This is a genomic window from Marinobacter sp. UBA2688 (genome assembly GCF_002352785.1).
Lineage (GTDB): Bacteria > Pseudomonadota > Gammaproteobacteria > Pseudomonadales > Oleiphilaceae > Marinobacter > Marinobacter salarius.
Window position 1 is genome coordinate 22,317 of sequence record NZ_DELU01000003.1, and the last position, 15,038, is coordinate 37,354.

Here is a 15,038-nt window from a genome sequence, read left to right on the forward strand (position 1 = left end):
GTAACCAACTCAGGCGTCCAGAATAACCGGCACGGCCTCACCTAGCGAGATATCGCCATCCGGCCCTTGCGGGCCGGAAAGCTCCGCCCTATATGCCAGCAGCTCAACGCCGGCCGCCTTTGCCTCACGAAGCAGCACACCGTAGGCGCTGTCGATATGGTCGGCGGGCCGCACGCTGTCGATGCCGGTGTGATTGACCACAAAAAACAGCACCGCACGCTCGCCTGCCCTAGCCTGCGCCATCAGTTCCCGCAGGTGTTTCTGGCCACGGGAGGTTACGGCATCGGGGAAAAAGCCCTGCCCGTCCTCACATAGGGTCACATTTTTTACCTCAACCCAGGCATCCGGATGATGCTCGTGACCTGACAGGTGTAGATCGATCCGACTTTTCTCTGTGCCGTAACGCACTTCTGCCCTGCAGGTCTGGTAGGCGGCAAGCTCCGGAACGCCCCCATTTTCAATGGCTTCACGGGCCTGCGCGTTCGGTCGCGCCGTGTTGATGCAGGCCACCTCGCCCGGAGTAGTTTCAACCAGCTCCCAGGTATACTTCAGCTTGCGCTTGGGATTGTCACTGGTACTCAGCCATACCCGGGCATCCTGGGGCTGACACCCCAGCATGGAGCCCGTGTTGGGACAATGAGCAATGACCTCACTGCCATCCGGCAACCGGACATCAGCCAGGAACCGCTTGTAGCGCCGTATTAGCCGGCCTTCGATCAATGGTGCGGGCAACTTCATTTTGGTCTCCGTGCAAAAGTAGGCATCACAAGGCTGGCACCCCTGTGACTAATCTGCTATTTTCCGCAAATTCCCGTTTCAGGACGAATGCTTTTTCCAGGGTACAACCGGCCAGTATTCGCTGGTCGCCGGAAATATAGCGTTCTTGCGAAGTACAAACATGAGGCCGGGTTCAATGGCAAATACTGCAGAACAACCACGCGAACGTTTTACCAACTTCACCCCTTATGAAATGAAGAAGGGTGAAGACTACATGAGTGCGGAAATGCTGGAGCACTTCAAGAATCTGTTGCTGCAATGGAAGCAGGAACTGATGGAAGAAGTGGACCGCACGATGCACCATATGCAGGAAGACGCGGCAAATTACGCGGATCCCAGTGACCGTGCAACCCAGGAAGAGGAATTCAGCCTGGAGTTGAGAACACGTGATCGCGAACGCAAACTGATCAAGAAGATTGACCAGACCATCGACCGCATCGACAAGGACGACTACGGCTTCTGCGACCAGTGCGGCGTTGAGATCGGTATCCGTCGCCTCGAGGCACGGCCAACCGCGACATTGTGCATCGACTGCAAGACCCTCGCTGAAATTCGCGAGCGCCAGACTGGCATCTGATCCCAGGCCTTTGAGTATGCCGGCTCCCGAACCCGGGGCCGGTATTCGCCAGCCATGACTGATTCCCATTATCGCGGCCGATTTGCGCCGTCTCCAACCGGGCCTCTGCATTTTGGCTCCCTGGTCACCGCGGTTGCCAGCTACCTGGAGGCTCGTAGTCACAATGGCGCCTGGCTGGTGCGGATCGAAGACCTTGACCCTCTACGGGAATCCCCCGAAGCCACCCAGCGTATATTGGAGAGCCTGGACGCCCACGGCCTGCACTCTGACGAACCAGTGCGCTTTCAGTCAGAGCGCCACGCCCACTACCGCACATTGATCGACCAGTTACTCCATCAAGGGCTGGCCTATCGCTGTGCCTGTTCACGAAAGCAACTGCGGGAAAATGATGGGCGCCATCCGGAGCACTGTCGTGAAGGGAAGGCCGAACCGGGAGAACGTCCGTTCGCTGTCCGCTTTGCCCTTCACGAAGAGCGCAGCGAGTGGCACGACCAATTACTGGGCCCGCAACTGCAGAAGATACACGCCGAACTGGACGATCCGGTTATCCTGCGAAAGGAAGGCTTCTACGCCTACCAACTGGCGGTGGTTGCCGACGACATCGACCAGGAAATCAGCCACGTCGTCAGGGGCTCCGACCTGTTGGACATGACCGCACAGCAACAGCAGATCTATCGTTCACTGAGCACTCCACCACCTCACTGGATGCACATTCCGGTTATTCTCAACGCCGATGGTCAGAAGCTTAGCAAGCAAAACCACGCACCAGCCCTGGATGACCGGAAAGCGAAAGACAACCTGAAACAGGCCCTCGCCGCATTAGGACAGGATCAACGTTTGTTGGCAGGGGCATCAGACATCGGTACCCTGCTTGCCCGGGCCGCAGCCAACTGGGCGCCGGAGCGGATTCACCTGACAGCCCGGTGAACGACGTGTTATAAACCTTTTCACAAGCGACAGTGCGGATATCATGCCTGATGTATATCTACCGTCTGGTCTTCCTTCTGGTTCTGGCCATCTACATATTCTCTCCCAACATTCTTGACTGGTGGACGTCACCTGGGAATGCCTGGTACAGCCCCTACGTAATCTGGGCCGGCCTGATTGCCATCGGCTTCTGGCTGGAATGGCGACGGGATCCCAATGAGTTTTAGCGCACCCAGCCTATTACTGGCCAGCCTGTTATACCTGGTCCTGCTCTTCGGTATTGCGTGGGTGACCGAAAAAGGCGCGCTGCCCCGCAGCTGGATCAGACACCCCCTTGTCTACACGCTTAGTCTTGGCGTCTACGCCGGCATCTGGGCCGTATACGCCGCGGTAGGCATGGCCGCTGAATCTGGGTTTGGCTTCCTGGCCTACTACCTGGGCATCAGCGGTGCCTTTCTGCTGGCGCCGGTTCTGCTCAACCCGGTGATGCGGATTGGCCGCGCCTATCAGCTCACTTCTCTTGCCGACCTGTTCGCCTACCGGTATCGAAGCCAGTGGGCGGGCACGCTGGTGACCATCTGTTCCGGCACCGCCATACTGGCCCTGCTGAGCATGCAGATCCAGGCGGTATCCACGTCTGCCAGCCTGTTAGCGCCGGACACGTCGCCCCAACTCATCAGTGTGCTTTTCAGCATTATCGTGGTTTTGTTTGCCATGCTGTTCGGCACCCGTCGCAGTCAGGGTTCCGAGAATCACCAGGGCCTGGTTTTAGCCATTGCCTTTGACTCCCTGGTGAAACTCTTTTCCCTGCTGACCCTTGGTGGAGTCATCCTGTTTGGCGTATTCGATGGCATGTCGGGGCTGGAAACCTGGTTGGCGGACCAGAGCACCCCGGTGAGCACTATGACCATGAGCATTGACGACGGCAGTTGGCGTGCCTTGATGCTGATGTCTTTCGCCGGCGCCCTGGTGCTTCCCCACATGTACCACATGACGTTCAGTGAGAATCCGTCGCCCAAGGCCCTTGCAAAGGCGAGCTGGGGATTGCCCCTTTACCTGCTGCTGCTCGGCCTGCCGATCCCTCTGATTCTCTGGGGGGGCCAGGCGCTGGCCGCCACCACGGGACCGAACTTCTACGCCATCGGCACCGCCCAGGCCCTCGGCAGTCCAGCGCTGACATTGATGATGTACATTGCCGGCCTGTCCGCCGCCAGCGGCCTGATGATCGTCAGCACCCTGGCACTGGCGGGCATGGTACTGAACCACGCGGTGCTTCCATTACGGACCCCCAAGGACCACGGTGACATCTACCACTGGCTGAAGTGGGTCAAGCGCCTGCTCATCGCCGCCATCATCTTCACCGCGCTGCTGTTCCATGAAACCCTGGGTAAGAACCTGGACCTGTCGATCCTTGGTGCCATTTCACTATCAGGCATGCTTCAGTTGCTTCCCGGTGCCCTCGGTGTGATCTATTGGCCCGAAGGCAATCGCCGTGGCCTGATCGCCGGACTGATCTCCGGCCTGGTCATTTGGGTGGTTACCCTGGTGTTGCCGTTCTCCCATACCGCCAACCTGCTGGATTTCATCGGGGCTCCCCTAGTGCCGGACTACAGCAACTGGCACATCTTCACCTTCGTTAGCCTGACGGTGAATGTCACCATATTCACCCTGATTTCAGTACTGAGCACCAGTTCCGCCGAAGAAACCGGAGCTGCCCAGGCTTGCTCCCTGGGCGCACTTTCCCGCCCCCAGCGCAGGGAGTTGCTGGCAACCTCATCCGCGGACTTCACCCGCCAGCTCGCGGTTCCGTTGGGGCTGGGAGTTGCAAGACGGGAAGTCGAAAAAGCCCTTACCCAGCTCAAACTACCCAACGTTGAATATCGGCCTTATCAACTTCGGCGCTTGCGCGACCGCGTGGAAGTAAACCTTTCAGGATTGCTGGGCCCCGCCGTCGCCCGTGATCTGGTCAAACGGCACCTGGGCTACAAACCCATGGCCAGCGGCGGCACCGCACAGGATATACGCTATGTCGAACGAGCCCTGGGGGATTACCAGAACCGCCTGACCGGGCTGGCTGGGGAACTCGACAACCTGCGGCGCCATTACCGTCAAACCCTTCAGAACCTCCCCATTCCCGCCTGCTCTGTGGGTGACGACGGCGAGATACTCATGTGGAACAACGCCATGGAAGCCCTCACCGGCATCACGGCTGACGACGTGGTCGGTGCCCGACTGATGGCCCTGCCCGAGCACTGGCATCTGCTGCTGGACGACTTCAACAGCGGTGAGGACCTGCACCGGTACAAACACCGCCTGGACCTGAAAGGCCGCCCCCACTGGCTCAATCTGCACAAGGCAGCCTTGAGTGGCCCCGATCACACCGAAGGTGGCAGCATCATCCTGGTGGAAGACCAGACGGAAACCCGCCTGCTGGAAGACGAACTGATGCACAGCGAGCGGCTGGCCTCCGTAGGCCGACTGGCCGCCGGTGTCGCCCACGAAATCGGTAACCCGGTCACTGGCATCTCCTCCCTGGCCCAGAACCTGAAGCTGGAAACCGACGACCCGGACATTCTGTCCACGGCGGATCAGATACAGCAGCAAACCCGGAGGATTTCCACCATCCTGCAGTCGCTGATGAACTTTGCCCGTACCGGAAACCATGCTCACGCCAACCGCTACGAGCCGGTGGATATACAGCGCTGCGTAAACGAATCCATCAACCTGCTCTCCCTCAGTGACAAGGGCATGGGCATTCATTACCGTAATGAATGCCCGGATGAGCTGACCATCCTGGGGGATGAACAACGGCTGGTGCAGGTGTTTATCAACCTGCTGGCGAACGCCCGGGACGCCTCGCCCATTGGTGGAGAAGTGCGTATCAGTGGAAACCGCGACGGCTACTCCGCTATTATCGAGGTCACCGACGAAGGGTCCGGCATACCGAAAGATCAGTTGGACCATATCTTCGAGCCTTTTTACACCACCAAGGCCCCCAATAAGGGAACAGGCCTGGGCCTGTCACTGGTGTACAGCATCATCGAAGAACACTACGGCAACATTCAAGTGGACAGCCCAGCTGGCGATAACTCCAGCCGGGGAACCTGTGTGCGCATGAGGTTGCCGGCCTACGAGCCGGACACCGGAATCACCACCAGCCAGAACGAAGGGTCGTAAACGCGTTATGCCTCGCATTCTGATTGTAGAAGACGAAGAGATTATCCGTTCAGCGGTTCGCAAGCTGCTCCAGCACGCCGGTTATGAGGTTGCCGACGCCGGCTCCGTGGAAGAAGCCGAAGACAACCACGACCCCAGCGATTTCGACCTGATCATCTCCGATCTTCGGCTGCCCGGCGCAGCCGGGACGGAGCTGATACGGCGCGCACCGGACACCCCGGTATTGATCATGACCAGCTACGCCAGTCTCCGCTCTGCCGTGGATTCAATGAAGATGGGTGCCGTGGAGTACATTGCCAAACCCTTCGACCACGATGAAATGCTGGAAGCCGTAGAGGGCATTCTCGCCAGAAAACCCCAGACTTCACCCTCTGCTCAGCCATCATCGGAGCAGGCAGATGCGGGTGCACCGGACAGCGACCCGGCCAGCATTATGTTCGGTCACTGCGATGCCATGCAGAAGGTGTTCACCCTGATACGCAAGGTGGCACCGACGGAAACCACGGTGCTGATCCAGGGCGAATCCGGGACTGGCAAAGAACTGGCTGCTCGTGCGCTTCACCTGATGAGCCCCCGGGCCGCCAGACCGCTTATTTCCGTAAACTGCGCCGCCATCCCGGAAAGTCTGATCGAGTCAGAGCTGTTCGGTCATGAAAAGGGGTCATTTACCGGGGCGGTATCGGCCCGGACCGGCCTGATCGAAGCGGCCGACGGCGGCAGCCTGTTCCTGGACGAAATCGGCGAATTGCCCGCCGAGGCCCAGGCCCGTCTGCTACGAGTGTTGCAGGAAGGCGAGATTCGCAAGGTGGGCTCCACCCAGAGCCGCCAGGTGGATGTGCGAATGATTGCTGCCACTCACCGTAACCTGAAGGCTATGACACGGACGGGTGGGTTCCGCGAAGACCTGTTTTACCGACTGAACGTCATGCAGGTTCGCATACCGCCGCTGCGGGAGAGACAGTCGGATATTCTTGGCCTGGCCCAGCGATTCCTGCAACGCCAGGGCGAGAAAATGAACAAACCCGGCCTGAACCTGACACCAGAGGCCATGCGCGCGCTGGAACGACACCGCTGGCCCGGCAACGTCAGGGAGCTGGAAAATGCCATCGAGCGCGCCACCATCCTCTGCGACAACGACCTGATCACCCCGTCACTGCTGGATCTGGACGGTGAAGGTGGCGATGTCAGCATTCCCGAAACCCTGGTGGACGGCAACAACGAGCAGGCGCCCTCCCGGGAAGCCGAGGCCACCAGTGATCTCTCCCTTGAGGATTATTTCCAACACTTTGTGCTGGAAAACCAGGATCGCATGAGTGAAACCGAGCTGGCCCAAAAGCTGGGGATCAGCCGTAAATCTCTGTGGGAGAGGCGGCAACGCCTGGGCATCCCACGAAAGAAAAGTTCGGGGAACTGATACTTTTCCGGTACCCCTCAACAAGCATTGTTACCGGGAAAGTGTGAACCTGAGCTCAGTTGTTACCCAGTGTTCCTGACGGTAACACCCCAGATCTAAAAAACGCGACCTCAGTAACACTTAAGTCTTACGATCCACCTTCTCAAATAGACCGATAATACTAACCTACTGTTAATAAACAGTTTTCAAAAACTGGCACACGGACTGCAGTCTATAGGGCGCACAACAACAAAAACAACAGTGACAACGCAGCGCCAACAACAAGAACAAAAAGCTGTAGAAGACGTTCGGTAACAAAAACAAAAACAGAACGTGAGCGAACTGAGTGTTTTGGGTACTTTGCTTTTTAGTGGTCCCACGGCACGTGCGAGTTGTAGATGTAGAGAAGAATCGTCTTCCAGGCGGCACTGCATTTACCCAATGACTTGCCCGATGTCTCTGACTGCTCTGTGTATTCAAAGCTTTCCGTTTGCACTCCTGGAATCCCTGAACTTGGGGATTGACAGTGGGGTAGAAAAACGAAGAAAAATCCCGGTAAAAACAAAAACAATGCAGATCGTCAACGCTTTCAGGGCGGGTTCGTGTAAACGAATCCGCCTTTTGATTATCTGGCCCAACCATTTTTCAAACCGACCATTTACGCCCTTCCTTTGGTTGTTTTCACCAGCTTGTGTCGCCAAACGTGTGCAAATCCCGTCCAAACCGTTAAACTCTCGCTTTTGCTCAGCGCAATAACGGAATTCAATGCTTAAACGACTATTGTCATACGTGTCAGGAAACGGGAAGAAAAAAGCCCGAACCTATCAACGTCAGGATATACCCCGGGACCAGCATAACGTCTCCCGCTCATTCATCAGCGAGCCCGCCAAGAAAGTGCTCAGCCGGCTGAACAATGCCGGTTACGAAGCGTATCTGGTGGGCGGTGGTGTTCGCGACATACTGCTTGGCGGCAAACCCAAGGATTTTGATATCGCCACCAACGCCACGCCGGAAGAGGTGCATGACCTGTTCCGCAACTCCAGGCTGATTGGCCGGCGCTTCCGCATTGTTCACGTCCTGTTCGGCCGGGAAGTCATTGAGGTCACCACCTTTCGCGGAAATGCGGCAGAAGCGCAGGAAGATGACGACGACGATGACCGCAGAACCAGCGAGCATGGCCTGCTGCTGCGGGATAACGTCTACGGCAATCTGGAAGAAGACGCCTTGCGCAGGGACTTCACCGTGAATGCCCTCTATTACTGCATCCGCGACTTCACCGTGGTGGATTTCGCAAACGGCATTGAAGACCTGGAAAACCGTCAGATGCGCCTGATTGGTGACCCGGAAACCCGCTACCGGGAAGACCCGGTACGTATGCTCCGCGCCGTACGCTTCGCCGCCAAGCTGGGCTTCGATATCGAACCCGACACCGAAGCCCCGATCCGGGAACTGGCACCACTGCTCACGCACATTCCGCCAGCTCGCCTGTTCGAAGAAGTGCTTAAGCTGTTCTCCGCAGGTTTCGGTGAAGCCACTTACGACCTGCTCAGCGAATACAACCTGCTGGCGCCTTTGTTCCCGGAGACGGTGCAGGCCATCAACAACGGCGAGCCGGATGAACTGATCCGCAAGGCCCTGCGAAATACCGATGCCCGCATCGCTCAGGGCAAGTCAGTAACGCCCTACTTCCTGTTTGCGGCCATGCTCTGGCCAGCCCTGCAGGCGGAATGGCGGAAACGCCAGGATAATGGGGAGCCGGTACAACCGGCATTGCACATGGCCATCGCCAAGGTGATCGGCCGACAGGTTCAGGCCACCTCGATCCCCAAGCGCTTCTCCGGCCCGATGAAGGAGATCTGGGAACTGCAGATGCGCCTGCCACGTCGCCAGGGTAAGCGCGCATTCGCCACCATGTCCCACCCCCGCTTCCGGGCCGCCTATGACTTCCTGCTGGTAAGGGAAGCCTCGGGCGAAATCGAACCCGGACTGGGCCAGTGGTGGACGGAATTCCAGGAAACGGACGAGCGCGGCCAGGAACGTATGTTGACACAACTGGGCAGTGACGGCCCCAAGAAACGCCGCCGCAAGAAGCCCGCAAAAAAGGCCTGACCAATGACGGCCACGGATGTTTTTATCGGGCTCGGCAGCAATCAGGCTGACCCTTCCGCGCAACTGGCCGGTGCCGTGGCCCGGCTGGCTGCGCTGTCGGAAACTGAACTGGTGGCCCAGTCCCCTTTTTATCGCAGTAAGCCGGTGGGCCCGCAGGACCAGCCCGATTTCGTAAACGGCGCAGCCTGGTTACGCACGGAACTTTCCGCCCTGGAACTGCTCGACCAGCTACAGGCCATTGAACAGGCTCATGGCCGCGAACGCATACAGCACTGGGGGCCGAGAACCCTGGATCTGGACCTGCTCCTCTATGGCAATGAAACCATCGCCAGCGAACGCCTGACCGTACCCCACGCCGAACTCGCCAACCGCGACTTTGTCTTGCAGCCGTTACTGGACCTGGAGCCCGGACTGGCACTGCCAGACGGCCGCACCATCGCGCAACTGCGACAACAATGCCCTGACAACAACCTGCAAAAACTCAATCCGGTGGAACGGGCACCTTTCCCGCCCGGCTGAGACCAACGGCTTGGCGTGCGGCTATTGCCACAAACACACCCCCGGATTACCCTAAAGGCCTGGATGCCGGCATACACCCGGCCCGGTCTGGCCCATCCACCCACAAGGCAAGGATTCTATGGCTGTTACCATCAATACTCTGCGCGATTACAAGCAGAAGGGCGAAGCTTTCTCCGTTCTGACATCCTACGATGCCACCTTTGCTCAAATCGTCAGTGAGGCCGGCGTTGATGTTATCCTGATTGGCGACTCTCTTGGCATGGTGCTTCAGGGGCACGACAGCACACTCCCCGTGACCATGGATCAGATGGTGTACCACGTGTCGTCCGTAGCCAAAGGCAACCGGGGCTCGCTGATCATGGCCGACATGCCGTTCATGACCTACGGTACCACCGAGGCCGCCCTGGAGAACGCCGCCGAGCTGATGCGCGCCGGTGCTCACATGGTCAAGCTGGAAGGCACCGACTGGATGAAGGACACCATTCACGCCCTGAGCGAACGCGGCGTGCCGGTATGCGCCCATCTGGGCCTGACCCCGCAGTTCGTCAACAAGTTTGGCGGCTACAAGGTCCAGGGCCGGGACGAAAAGCACGCCGAGCTTATGATTGAACACGCCTGTGAACTGGTGGCCGCGGGCGCCGATGCCATCCTGCTGGAATGCGTACCTGCGCCGCTGGCAGCCAGGATCACCCAGGCCGTACAAGCGCCGGTGATCGGCATTGGTGCCGGCGCAGACACCGACGGTCAGGTACTGGTGGTCCACGATATGCTGGGCATGGTCACCGGCCGAAAACCACGCTTTGTGAAGGACTTCCTGGCGGAGTCCGGCTCCATCAAAGGTGCCATCGAAGCCTATGTGGCCGCAGTTCGCGACCGCTCATTCCCCGCCGAGGAGCATACGTTCAAGGCATGAGAACCGTACATACGCTTAAAGAACTCCGTGCCATGCTGCGCAGCTATCGCCAGCAAGGAAAACGTATTGGGCTGGTTCCCACCATGGGCAACCTGCATGACGGGCATATTTCATTGGTCAGAAAGGCCCGTGAAGCAGCCGACATCGTCGTGACCAGCATCTTCGTGAACCCGATGCAGTTCGGCGCTACGGAAGACCTGGACACCTATCCCCGCACACTGATTGAAGATCAGGAGCGGCTTGAGGCTGCAGGCAGCACCCTGGTGTTCGCCCCCTCCAATGAAGAAATCTATCCCGAGGGACTGGCCCGGCACACCCGTATTATTGTTCCGGAAGTCAGTGAGGGCCATTGCGGCGCCAGCCGGCCCGGACACTTTGAGGGCGTAGCCACGGTCGTCACCATGCTGTTCAATATGGTTCAGCCGGATATCGCGGTGTTTGGCGAGAAGGATTACCAACAATTGGCAGTCATTCGCAAACTTACCCAGGATCTGATGATACCGGTGGAAGTCATCGGCGGCCCGACCGTTCGCGAAGAGGACGGTCTGGCGAAAAGCTCCCGCAACGGGTTCCTTACCGAGGACGAACGCGCCATTGCACCGACTCTCTATCAGACACTGAAGAACACCGCAGAACAGATTCACGAAGGCCGGACCGATTTCACAGTGCTGTCCCAAGAGGCCAACGATGCCCTCAGTAAAGCGGGGTTACGCCCGGATTACTTCAACATCGCCAACAGCCTGACCCTGAAACCGGCCAGCGCCGACGATACCGAACTGACTCTACTGGTGGCAGCGTTTCTGGGTACCACACGACTGATCGACAACCTGTCGATCACCCGCTGATCCGACATTCACTGACAGAAAGGATTCCACAATGTCCCAGGGCTCTGTACCACTCACCAGCCGGCCCGAGTGGCAGGCACTGAAGACACATCAGGCGGAACTGGAAAGCACCCACATGAGGGAGCTTTTCAGCGACGATCCCGGCCGAGCCAGCCGTTTTTTCATTCGCGGCGGCGGCCTGTCGCTGGATTACTCCCGCAACCGCATGACCGATGACACCCTGGCGAAGCTGATGGCATTGGCCAGGAAATGCGGTGTACCGGAGCAAATCGAAGCCATGTTTCGTGGCGACCACATCAACGTCACTGAAAAGCGCCCGGCGCTGCACATCGCCCTGCGGGACACCAGCGGCGCTTCCATCCACGTTGACGGCACGGACATCACTCCGGAAGTGGAAGGCACGCTGAATCGCATGGCGCAGTTCGTAGACGACGTGCTTAGCGAGCGCTGGCAGGGGCATACCGGCAAGGCCTTTACCGATGTGGTCAGTATTGGCATTGGCGGCTCCTTCCTCGGCCCCAAACTGGTATCGGAAGCTCTACGCCCTTACTGGCATGGCCAGTTGAAGGGCCACTACGTCGCCAACATCGACGGCACCCAAATAGCCGAGGTACTGCGCCGGGTCAACCCGGAAACCACCCTCTTCCTGATCCAGTCGAAATCCTTCCGTACCCAGGAAACCCTGGAGAACAGCAAGGTGGCCCGGGACTGGTTCCTGGACAACGGCGGCAGCGAGGATCAGATCGCGAAGCACTTCGTGGCGGTTACTGCCAATACCCCGGAAGCCGTTAAATTCGGCATCTCCGAAGACAACATCTTCCCCATGTGGGACTGGGTGGGCGGACGCTACTCGCTGTGGTCCGCCATCGGCCTGCCCGTGGCATTGACCATCGGCATGGAGAATTTCCGTGCCCTGCTCTCCGGCGCCAATGCCATGGACCAACATTTCCATACTGCGCCACTGGAGCAGAACCTGCCTGTGGTCATAGCCATGCTGGGGGTCTGGTACAACAACTTCTGGGGCGCGGAAACCTACACCATCCTGCCCTACGACCATTACCTCCGCAGCCTGCCCGCGCACCTGCAACAACTGGACATGGAAAGTAACGGCAAGAGCGTGACCCAGGGCGGTGAGCCGCTAACTTACCAAAGCGGCCCGGTGATCTGGGGCGGCGTGGGTGCCAACGGCCAACACGCCTTCCACCAACTACTGCATCAAGGCACACGCCTGATTCCGGCGGACTTCATTATTCCTCTGGAGACCCACAACCCGGTCGCCAGTCACCACGTTACGCTGTTTGCCAACTGCCTGAGCCAGTCACGAGCTCTGATGTCCGGCAAGACCCTGGACGAAGCCAAAGCGGAACTGAAAGCCGAAGGCATGAGCTCTGGAGAGATCGACAAACTGGCGCCTCACAAGGTGATTCCCGGCAACAAACCCAGCAATACCCTGCTGATGGAGAAATCGACGCCGGAAACCGTCGGCGCGCTGATCGCTCTCTATGAACACCGTACCTTTGTGCAGGGCATTATCTGGGATGTGGATTCGTTCGATCAGTGGGGCGTGGAACTGGGGAAACAGATGGGCAAGGGCATACTGGACCGCCTGACCGGCGATACTGCCGAAGGCGACGAGGCCATCGACAGCTCAACGGCCAGCCTGATCCAGATATACCGCTCACATCACGGGGCGTAAAGTCCCTTTATCGGGCAGCGGCCTGCGAGATGCGCCGGCCCCGCCAGGTAAAGTCCACCGGCCACAATTTCTGGTCACGGTCATAGGCCTGCCACAGCGCCTGGTAACGCTCGCCGCAGACCGGATGAACGGCGGTCGGCGCAATTTCCGCCAGTGGCAACAGCACGAAGGCGTTTTTCAGGATCTCGCCCCGGGGCAGCTCGACACCATCGACCCGGCCCACCTCGTGATCGTAGGTGAGAATATCCAGGTCCAGTGTTCGGGGACTGAACTTTGGCACATCCCGCCGTCGACCATTGTCCGCCTCAAGTTGCTTGAAGCGGGCCGACAGCTCGGCCACGCTCAGGTCGGTATCGACGCCCACCACCAGATTGTAGAAGGGCGAGCCATCAAAACCGACCGACTCGCTCTCGTAGACAGATGAGATAAGCGGTTCGTCAAACCAGCCAGCCAGTGCATCCAGCGCCGCAGTGATATAGCGCTCGCGGTCAATGTTACTACCGATACTGATATACACCCGCGCCATCAGAGGCTCCCCCGTTCAATCCTTACACCCACGGCTGCTGCAGCCGGAACGGCGCCTGGCTTACGAAGGGTCAACTTGACCCAGCGCACGTTGAATTCACTCTGTAGCAAACCGGCAATGCCTTCCGCAGCGGTTTCCAGCAATTGGGGGCGAGCCTCGACAAGGTAGTCTGAGACCCGCTCACTGACCAAAGCGTAGTTCAGAGCATCACTGACATCATCCGACGCCGCCGGTGCCCTGTTATCCCAGGCCATCTCCAGGTCTACCAACAGTCGCTGACTGACTTCCCGCTCCCAGTCGTACACGCCGATGATTGCCTCAACGGCCAGACCTTCGATCAGTACACTATCTGTCAACGGAGGCACTCCCGGGCTTACACTCTTTGCTGATTGAATAACGCGCAGGCAGCGGATACTGTGTAAAATCTGACCTGCTTCGTCGCGGGGCCGGCATTTTCTCACAAATGACCAGTACGCGTCTTTGCGTCTTTTTCACTTTGCCAATGATCGCCACCGATGAGCTATCTGAGTGACCCGGTACTGACCGTTCTACTGTGCGCCCTGGCCTACCTGGCGGGCTCGATGCTGTTTGCACTGCCGGTCTGTCGCGCCTGGCATCTTCCAGACCCACGCGCCCAGGGCTCCGGGAACCCCGGCGCCACCAATGTCTACCGTACCGGCGGATGGCCGCCAGCGGCACTGACGTTATTCCTGGATGCCGCCAAGGGCTGGCTTCCGGTGTGGTTTGCCCACCAGGCAGACCTGACCATCCTTTCCCAGGCCATTGTGGCGCTGTGCGCGGTGACCGGGCACATGATTCCGTTGTTCTATCGATTCAAGGGTGGAAAAGGCGTGGCGACGGCACTGGGCGCCGGGCTTGCGCTGGCTCCAGCGACCACGCTTCTACTCGCCGCCATCTGGGCCCTGGTGATGTGGCGCTGGAAAATTTCGGCGCTGGCTTCGATTGTGGCCATTGTCAGCGGCCCCATCATCAGTGCCCTGATCGAACCCGACACCCTGCCACTGTTCGGCCTGCTGGCCATCCTGATTGTGGTACGTCACCGCAACAATCTAATCCGTATGGCCCAGGGCCGGGAACCGGGCTTCTAGTCCACCAGCCCATTCGTCCGTGGTTCGCCAACCGGTGGCAGTGTATTCATCGGCCAGCGCGGCACTGCCACAATTCGATCGCCATCCTGCTGGCCTGAGTTCATACGCTGACAACCCGCGTAAGCAATCATGGCGCCATTATCCGTACAGAACTCAGGGCGTGCGTAGAACACGGCGGCACGAAGTTTCTCAGTCATTTTCTCAAGCCCGGCACGCAACCGCTTATTGGCGCTAACGCCGCCGGCAATCACCAAGCGCTTGCAACCGGTCTGCTCCAGGGCACGGCGACATTTGATGGTCAGTGTATCCACCACCGCTGCCTCGAAGGCCAGGGCAATATCGGCTCGGGTCTCGTCATCCAGCCCCCCAGCACGTTCTGCCGCAGTTACCGTATTGAGGGTAAACGTCTTCAAGCCACTAAAACTGAAATCCAGCCCCGGCCGGTCTGTCATCGGGCGCGGGAACCGATA

The 15,038-nt window shown here is 58.8% G+C and carries 14 protein-coding genes and 1 pseudogene; 11 read left to right on the top strand and 4 right to left on the bottom strand.

Annotated features, from left to right (window positions below; genetic code table 11):
* Nucleotides 1-9: 9 nt before the first annotated feature.
* Entirely contained in the window at nucleotides 10-738 is a 729-nt protein-coding gene (sfsA, locus tag B3M52_RS00205) for a DNA/RNA nuclease SfsA (RefSeq protein ID WP_075195706.1), read from the bottom strand.
* Nucleotides 739-913: 175 nt separating this feature from the next.
* On the opposite strand from sfsA, the gene dksA reads away from it, so the two are divergent.
* The 10 genes from dksA to pgi all read left to right on the top strand — a co-directional run bounded on the left by dksA (nucleotide 914) and on the right by pgi (nucleotide 12,933).
* On the top strand, nucleotides 914-1,354 hold the full coding sequence (dksA, locus tag B3M52_RS00210; protein WP_075195707.1) for an RNA polymerase-binding protein DksA: 441 nt from the start codon (nucleotides 914-916) through the stop codon (nucleotides 1,352-1,354).
* A gap of 54 nt (nucleotides 1,355-1,408) precedes the next feature.
* The gene (gluQRS, locus tag B3M52_RS00215) at nucleotides 1,409-2,281 is read left to right on the top strand and encodes a tRNA glutamyl-Q(34) synthetase GluQRS (RefSeq protein WP_075195708.1); all 873 of its coding nucleotides are present in this window, start codon (nucleotides 1,409-1,411) and stop codon (nucleotides 2,279-2,281) included.
* 50 nt (nucleotides 2,282-2,331) lie between these two features.
* Nucleotides 2,332-2,508 carry a hypothetical protein gene (locus tag B3M52_RS00220; RefSeq protein WP_007153470.1) on the top strand — a complete coding sequence of 59 codons (177 nt, stop codon included), beginning with the start codon at nucleotides 2,332-2,334 and terminating at the stop codon, nucleotides 2,506-2,508.
* Entirely contained in the window at nucleotides 2,498-5,458 is a 2,961-nt protein-coding gene (locus B3M52_RS00225; RefSeq protein WP_075195709.1) for an ATP-binding protein, read from the top strand. The genes B3M52_RS00220 and B3M52_RS00225 overlap by 11 nt, the downstream gene beginning before the upstream one ends.
* A gap of 7 nt (nucleotides 5,459-5,465) precedes the next feature.
* Complete coding sequence (locus B3M52_RS00230) at nucleotides 5,466-6,872, top strand: sigma-54-dependent transcriptional regulator (protein ID WP_075195710.1); 1,407 nt, start codon at nucleotides 5,466-5,468, stop codon at nucleotides 6,870-6,872.
* A gap of 744 nt (nucleotides 6,873-7,616) precedes the next feature.
* The gene (gene pcnB / locus B3M52_RS00235; protein ID WP_041332651.1) at nucleotides 7,617-8,960 is read left to right on the top strand and encodes a polynucleotide adenylyltransferase PcnB; all 1,344 of its coding nucleotides are present in this window, start codon (nucleotides 7,617-7,619) and stop codon (nucleotides 8,958-8,960) included.
* 3 nt (nucleotides 8,961-8,963) lie between these two features.
* On the top strand, nucleotides 8,964-9,479 hold the full coding sequence (gene folK / locus B3M52_RS00240) for a 2-amino-4-hydroxy-6-hydroxymethyldihydropteridine diphosphokinase (RefSeq protein WP_036203230.1): 516 nt from the start codon (nucleotides 8,964-8,966) through the stop codon (nucleotides 9,477-9,479).
* Nucleotides 9,480-9,597: 118 nt separating this feature from the next.
* On the top strand, nucleotides 9,598-10,392 hold the full coding sequence (panB, locus tag B3M52_RS00245; protein ID WP_041332649.1) for a 3-methyl-2-oxobutanoate hydroxymethyltransferase: 795 nt from the start codon (nucleotides 9,598-9,600) through the stop codon (nucleotides 10,390-10,392).
* A complete protein-coding gene (gene panC / locus B3M52_RS00250) occupies nucleotides 10,389-11,237 on the top strand; it encodes a pantoate--beta-alanine ligase (RefSeq protein WP_036203225.1) in 849 nt (282 codons plus the stop codon). The genes panB and panC overlap by 4 nt, the downstream gene beginning before the upstream one ends.
* 31 nt (nucleotides 11,238-11,268) lie before the next feature.
* Nucleotides 11,269-12,933: a glucose-6-phosphate isomerase gene (gene pgi / locus B3M52_RS00255; protein ID WP_075195711.1), complete on the top strand. Its 1,665-nt coding sequence runs from the start codon at nucleotides 11,269-11,271 to the stop codon at nucleotides 12,931-12,933.
* 7 nt (nucleotides 12,934-12,940) lie between these two features.
* On the opposite strand, the gene folK (B3M52_RS00260) is transcribed toward pgi, so the two are convergent.
* Both folK (B3M52_RS00260) and folB read right to left on the bottom strand, forming a co-directional pair.
* Nucleotides 12,941-13,459: a 2-amino-4-hydroxy-6-hydroxymethyldihydropteridine diphosphokinase gene (gene folK, locus B3M52_RS00260; protein WP_075195712.1), complete on the bottom strand. Its 519-nt coding sequence runs from the start codon at nucleotides 13,457-13,459 to the stop codon at nucleotides 12,941-12,943.
* The gene (gene folB / locus B3M52_RS00265) at nucleotides 13,459-13,815 is read right to left on the bottom strand and encodes a dihydroneopterin aldolase (protein WP_075195713.1); all 357 of its coding nucleotides are present in this window, start codon (nucleotides 13,813-13,815) and stop codon (nucleotides 13,459-13,461) included. The genes folK (B3M52_RS00260) and folB overlap by 1 nt, the downstream gene beginning before the upstream one ends.
* 159 nt (nucleotides 13,816-13,974) lie before the next feature.
* Here folB and plsY point away from each other — a divergent pair, with 159 nt between their 5' ends.
* Complete coding sequence (plsY, locus tag B3M52_RS00270; protein WP_075195714.1) at nucleotides 13,975-14,568, top strand: glycerol-3-phosphate 1-O-acyltransferase PlsY; 594 nt, start codon at nucleotides 13,975-13,977, stop codon at nucleotides 14,566-14,568.
* Here plsY and B3M52_RS00275 read toward each other — a convergent pair.
* Nucleotides 14,565-15,038, bottom strand: a pseudogene (locus tag B3M52_RS00275) (tRNA (adenosine(37)-N6)-threonylcarbamoyltransferase complex transferase subunit TsaD); the annotation flags it as partial. The gene plsY and the pseudogene B3M52_RS00275 sit on opposite strands and share 4 nt — an antisense overlap.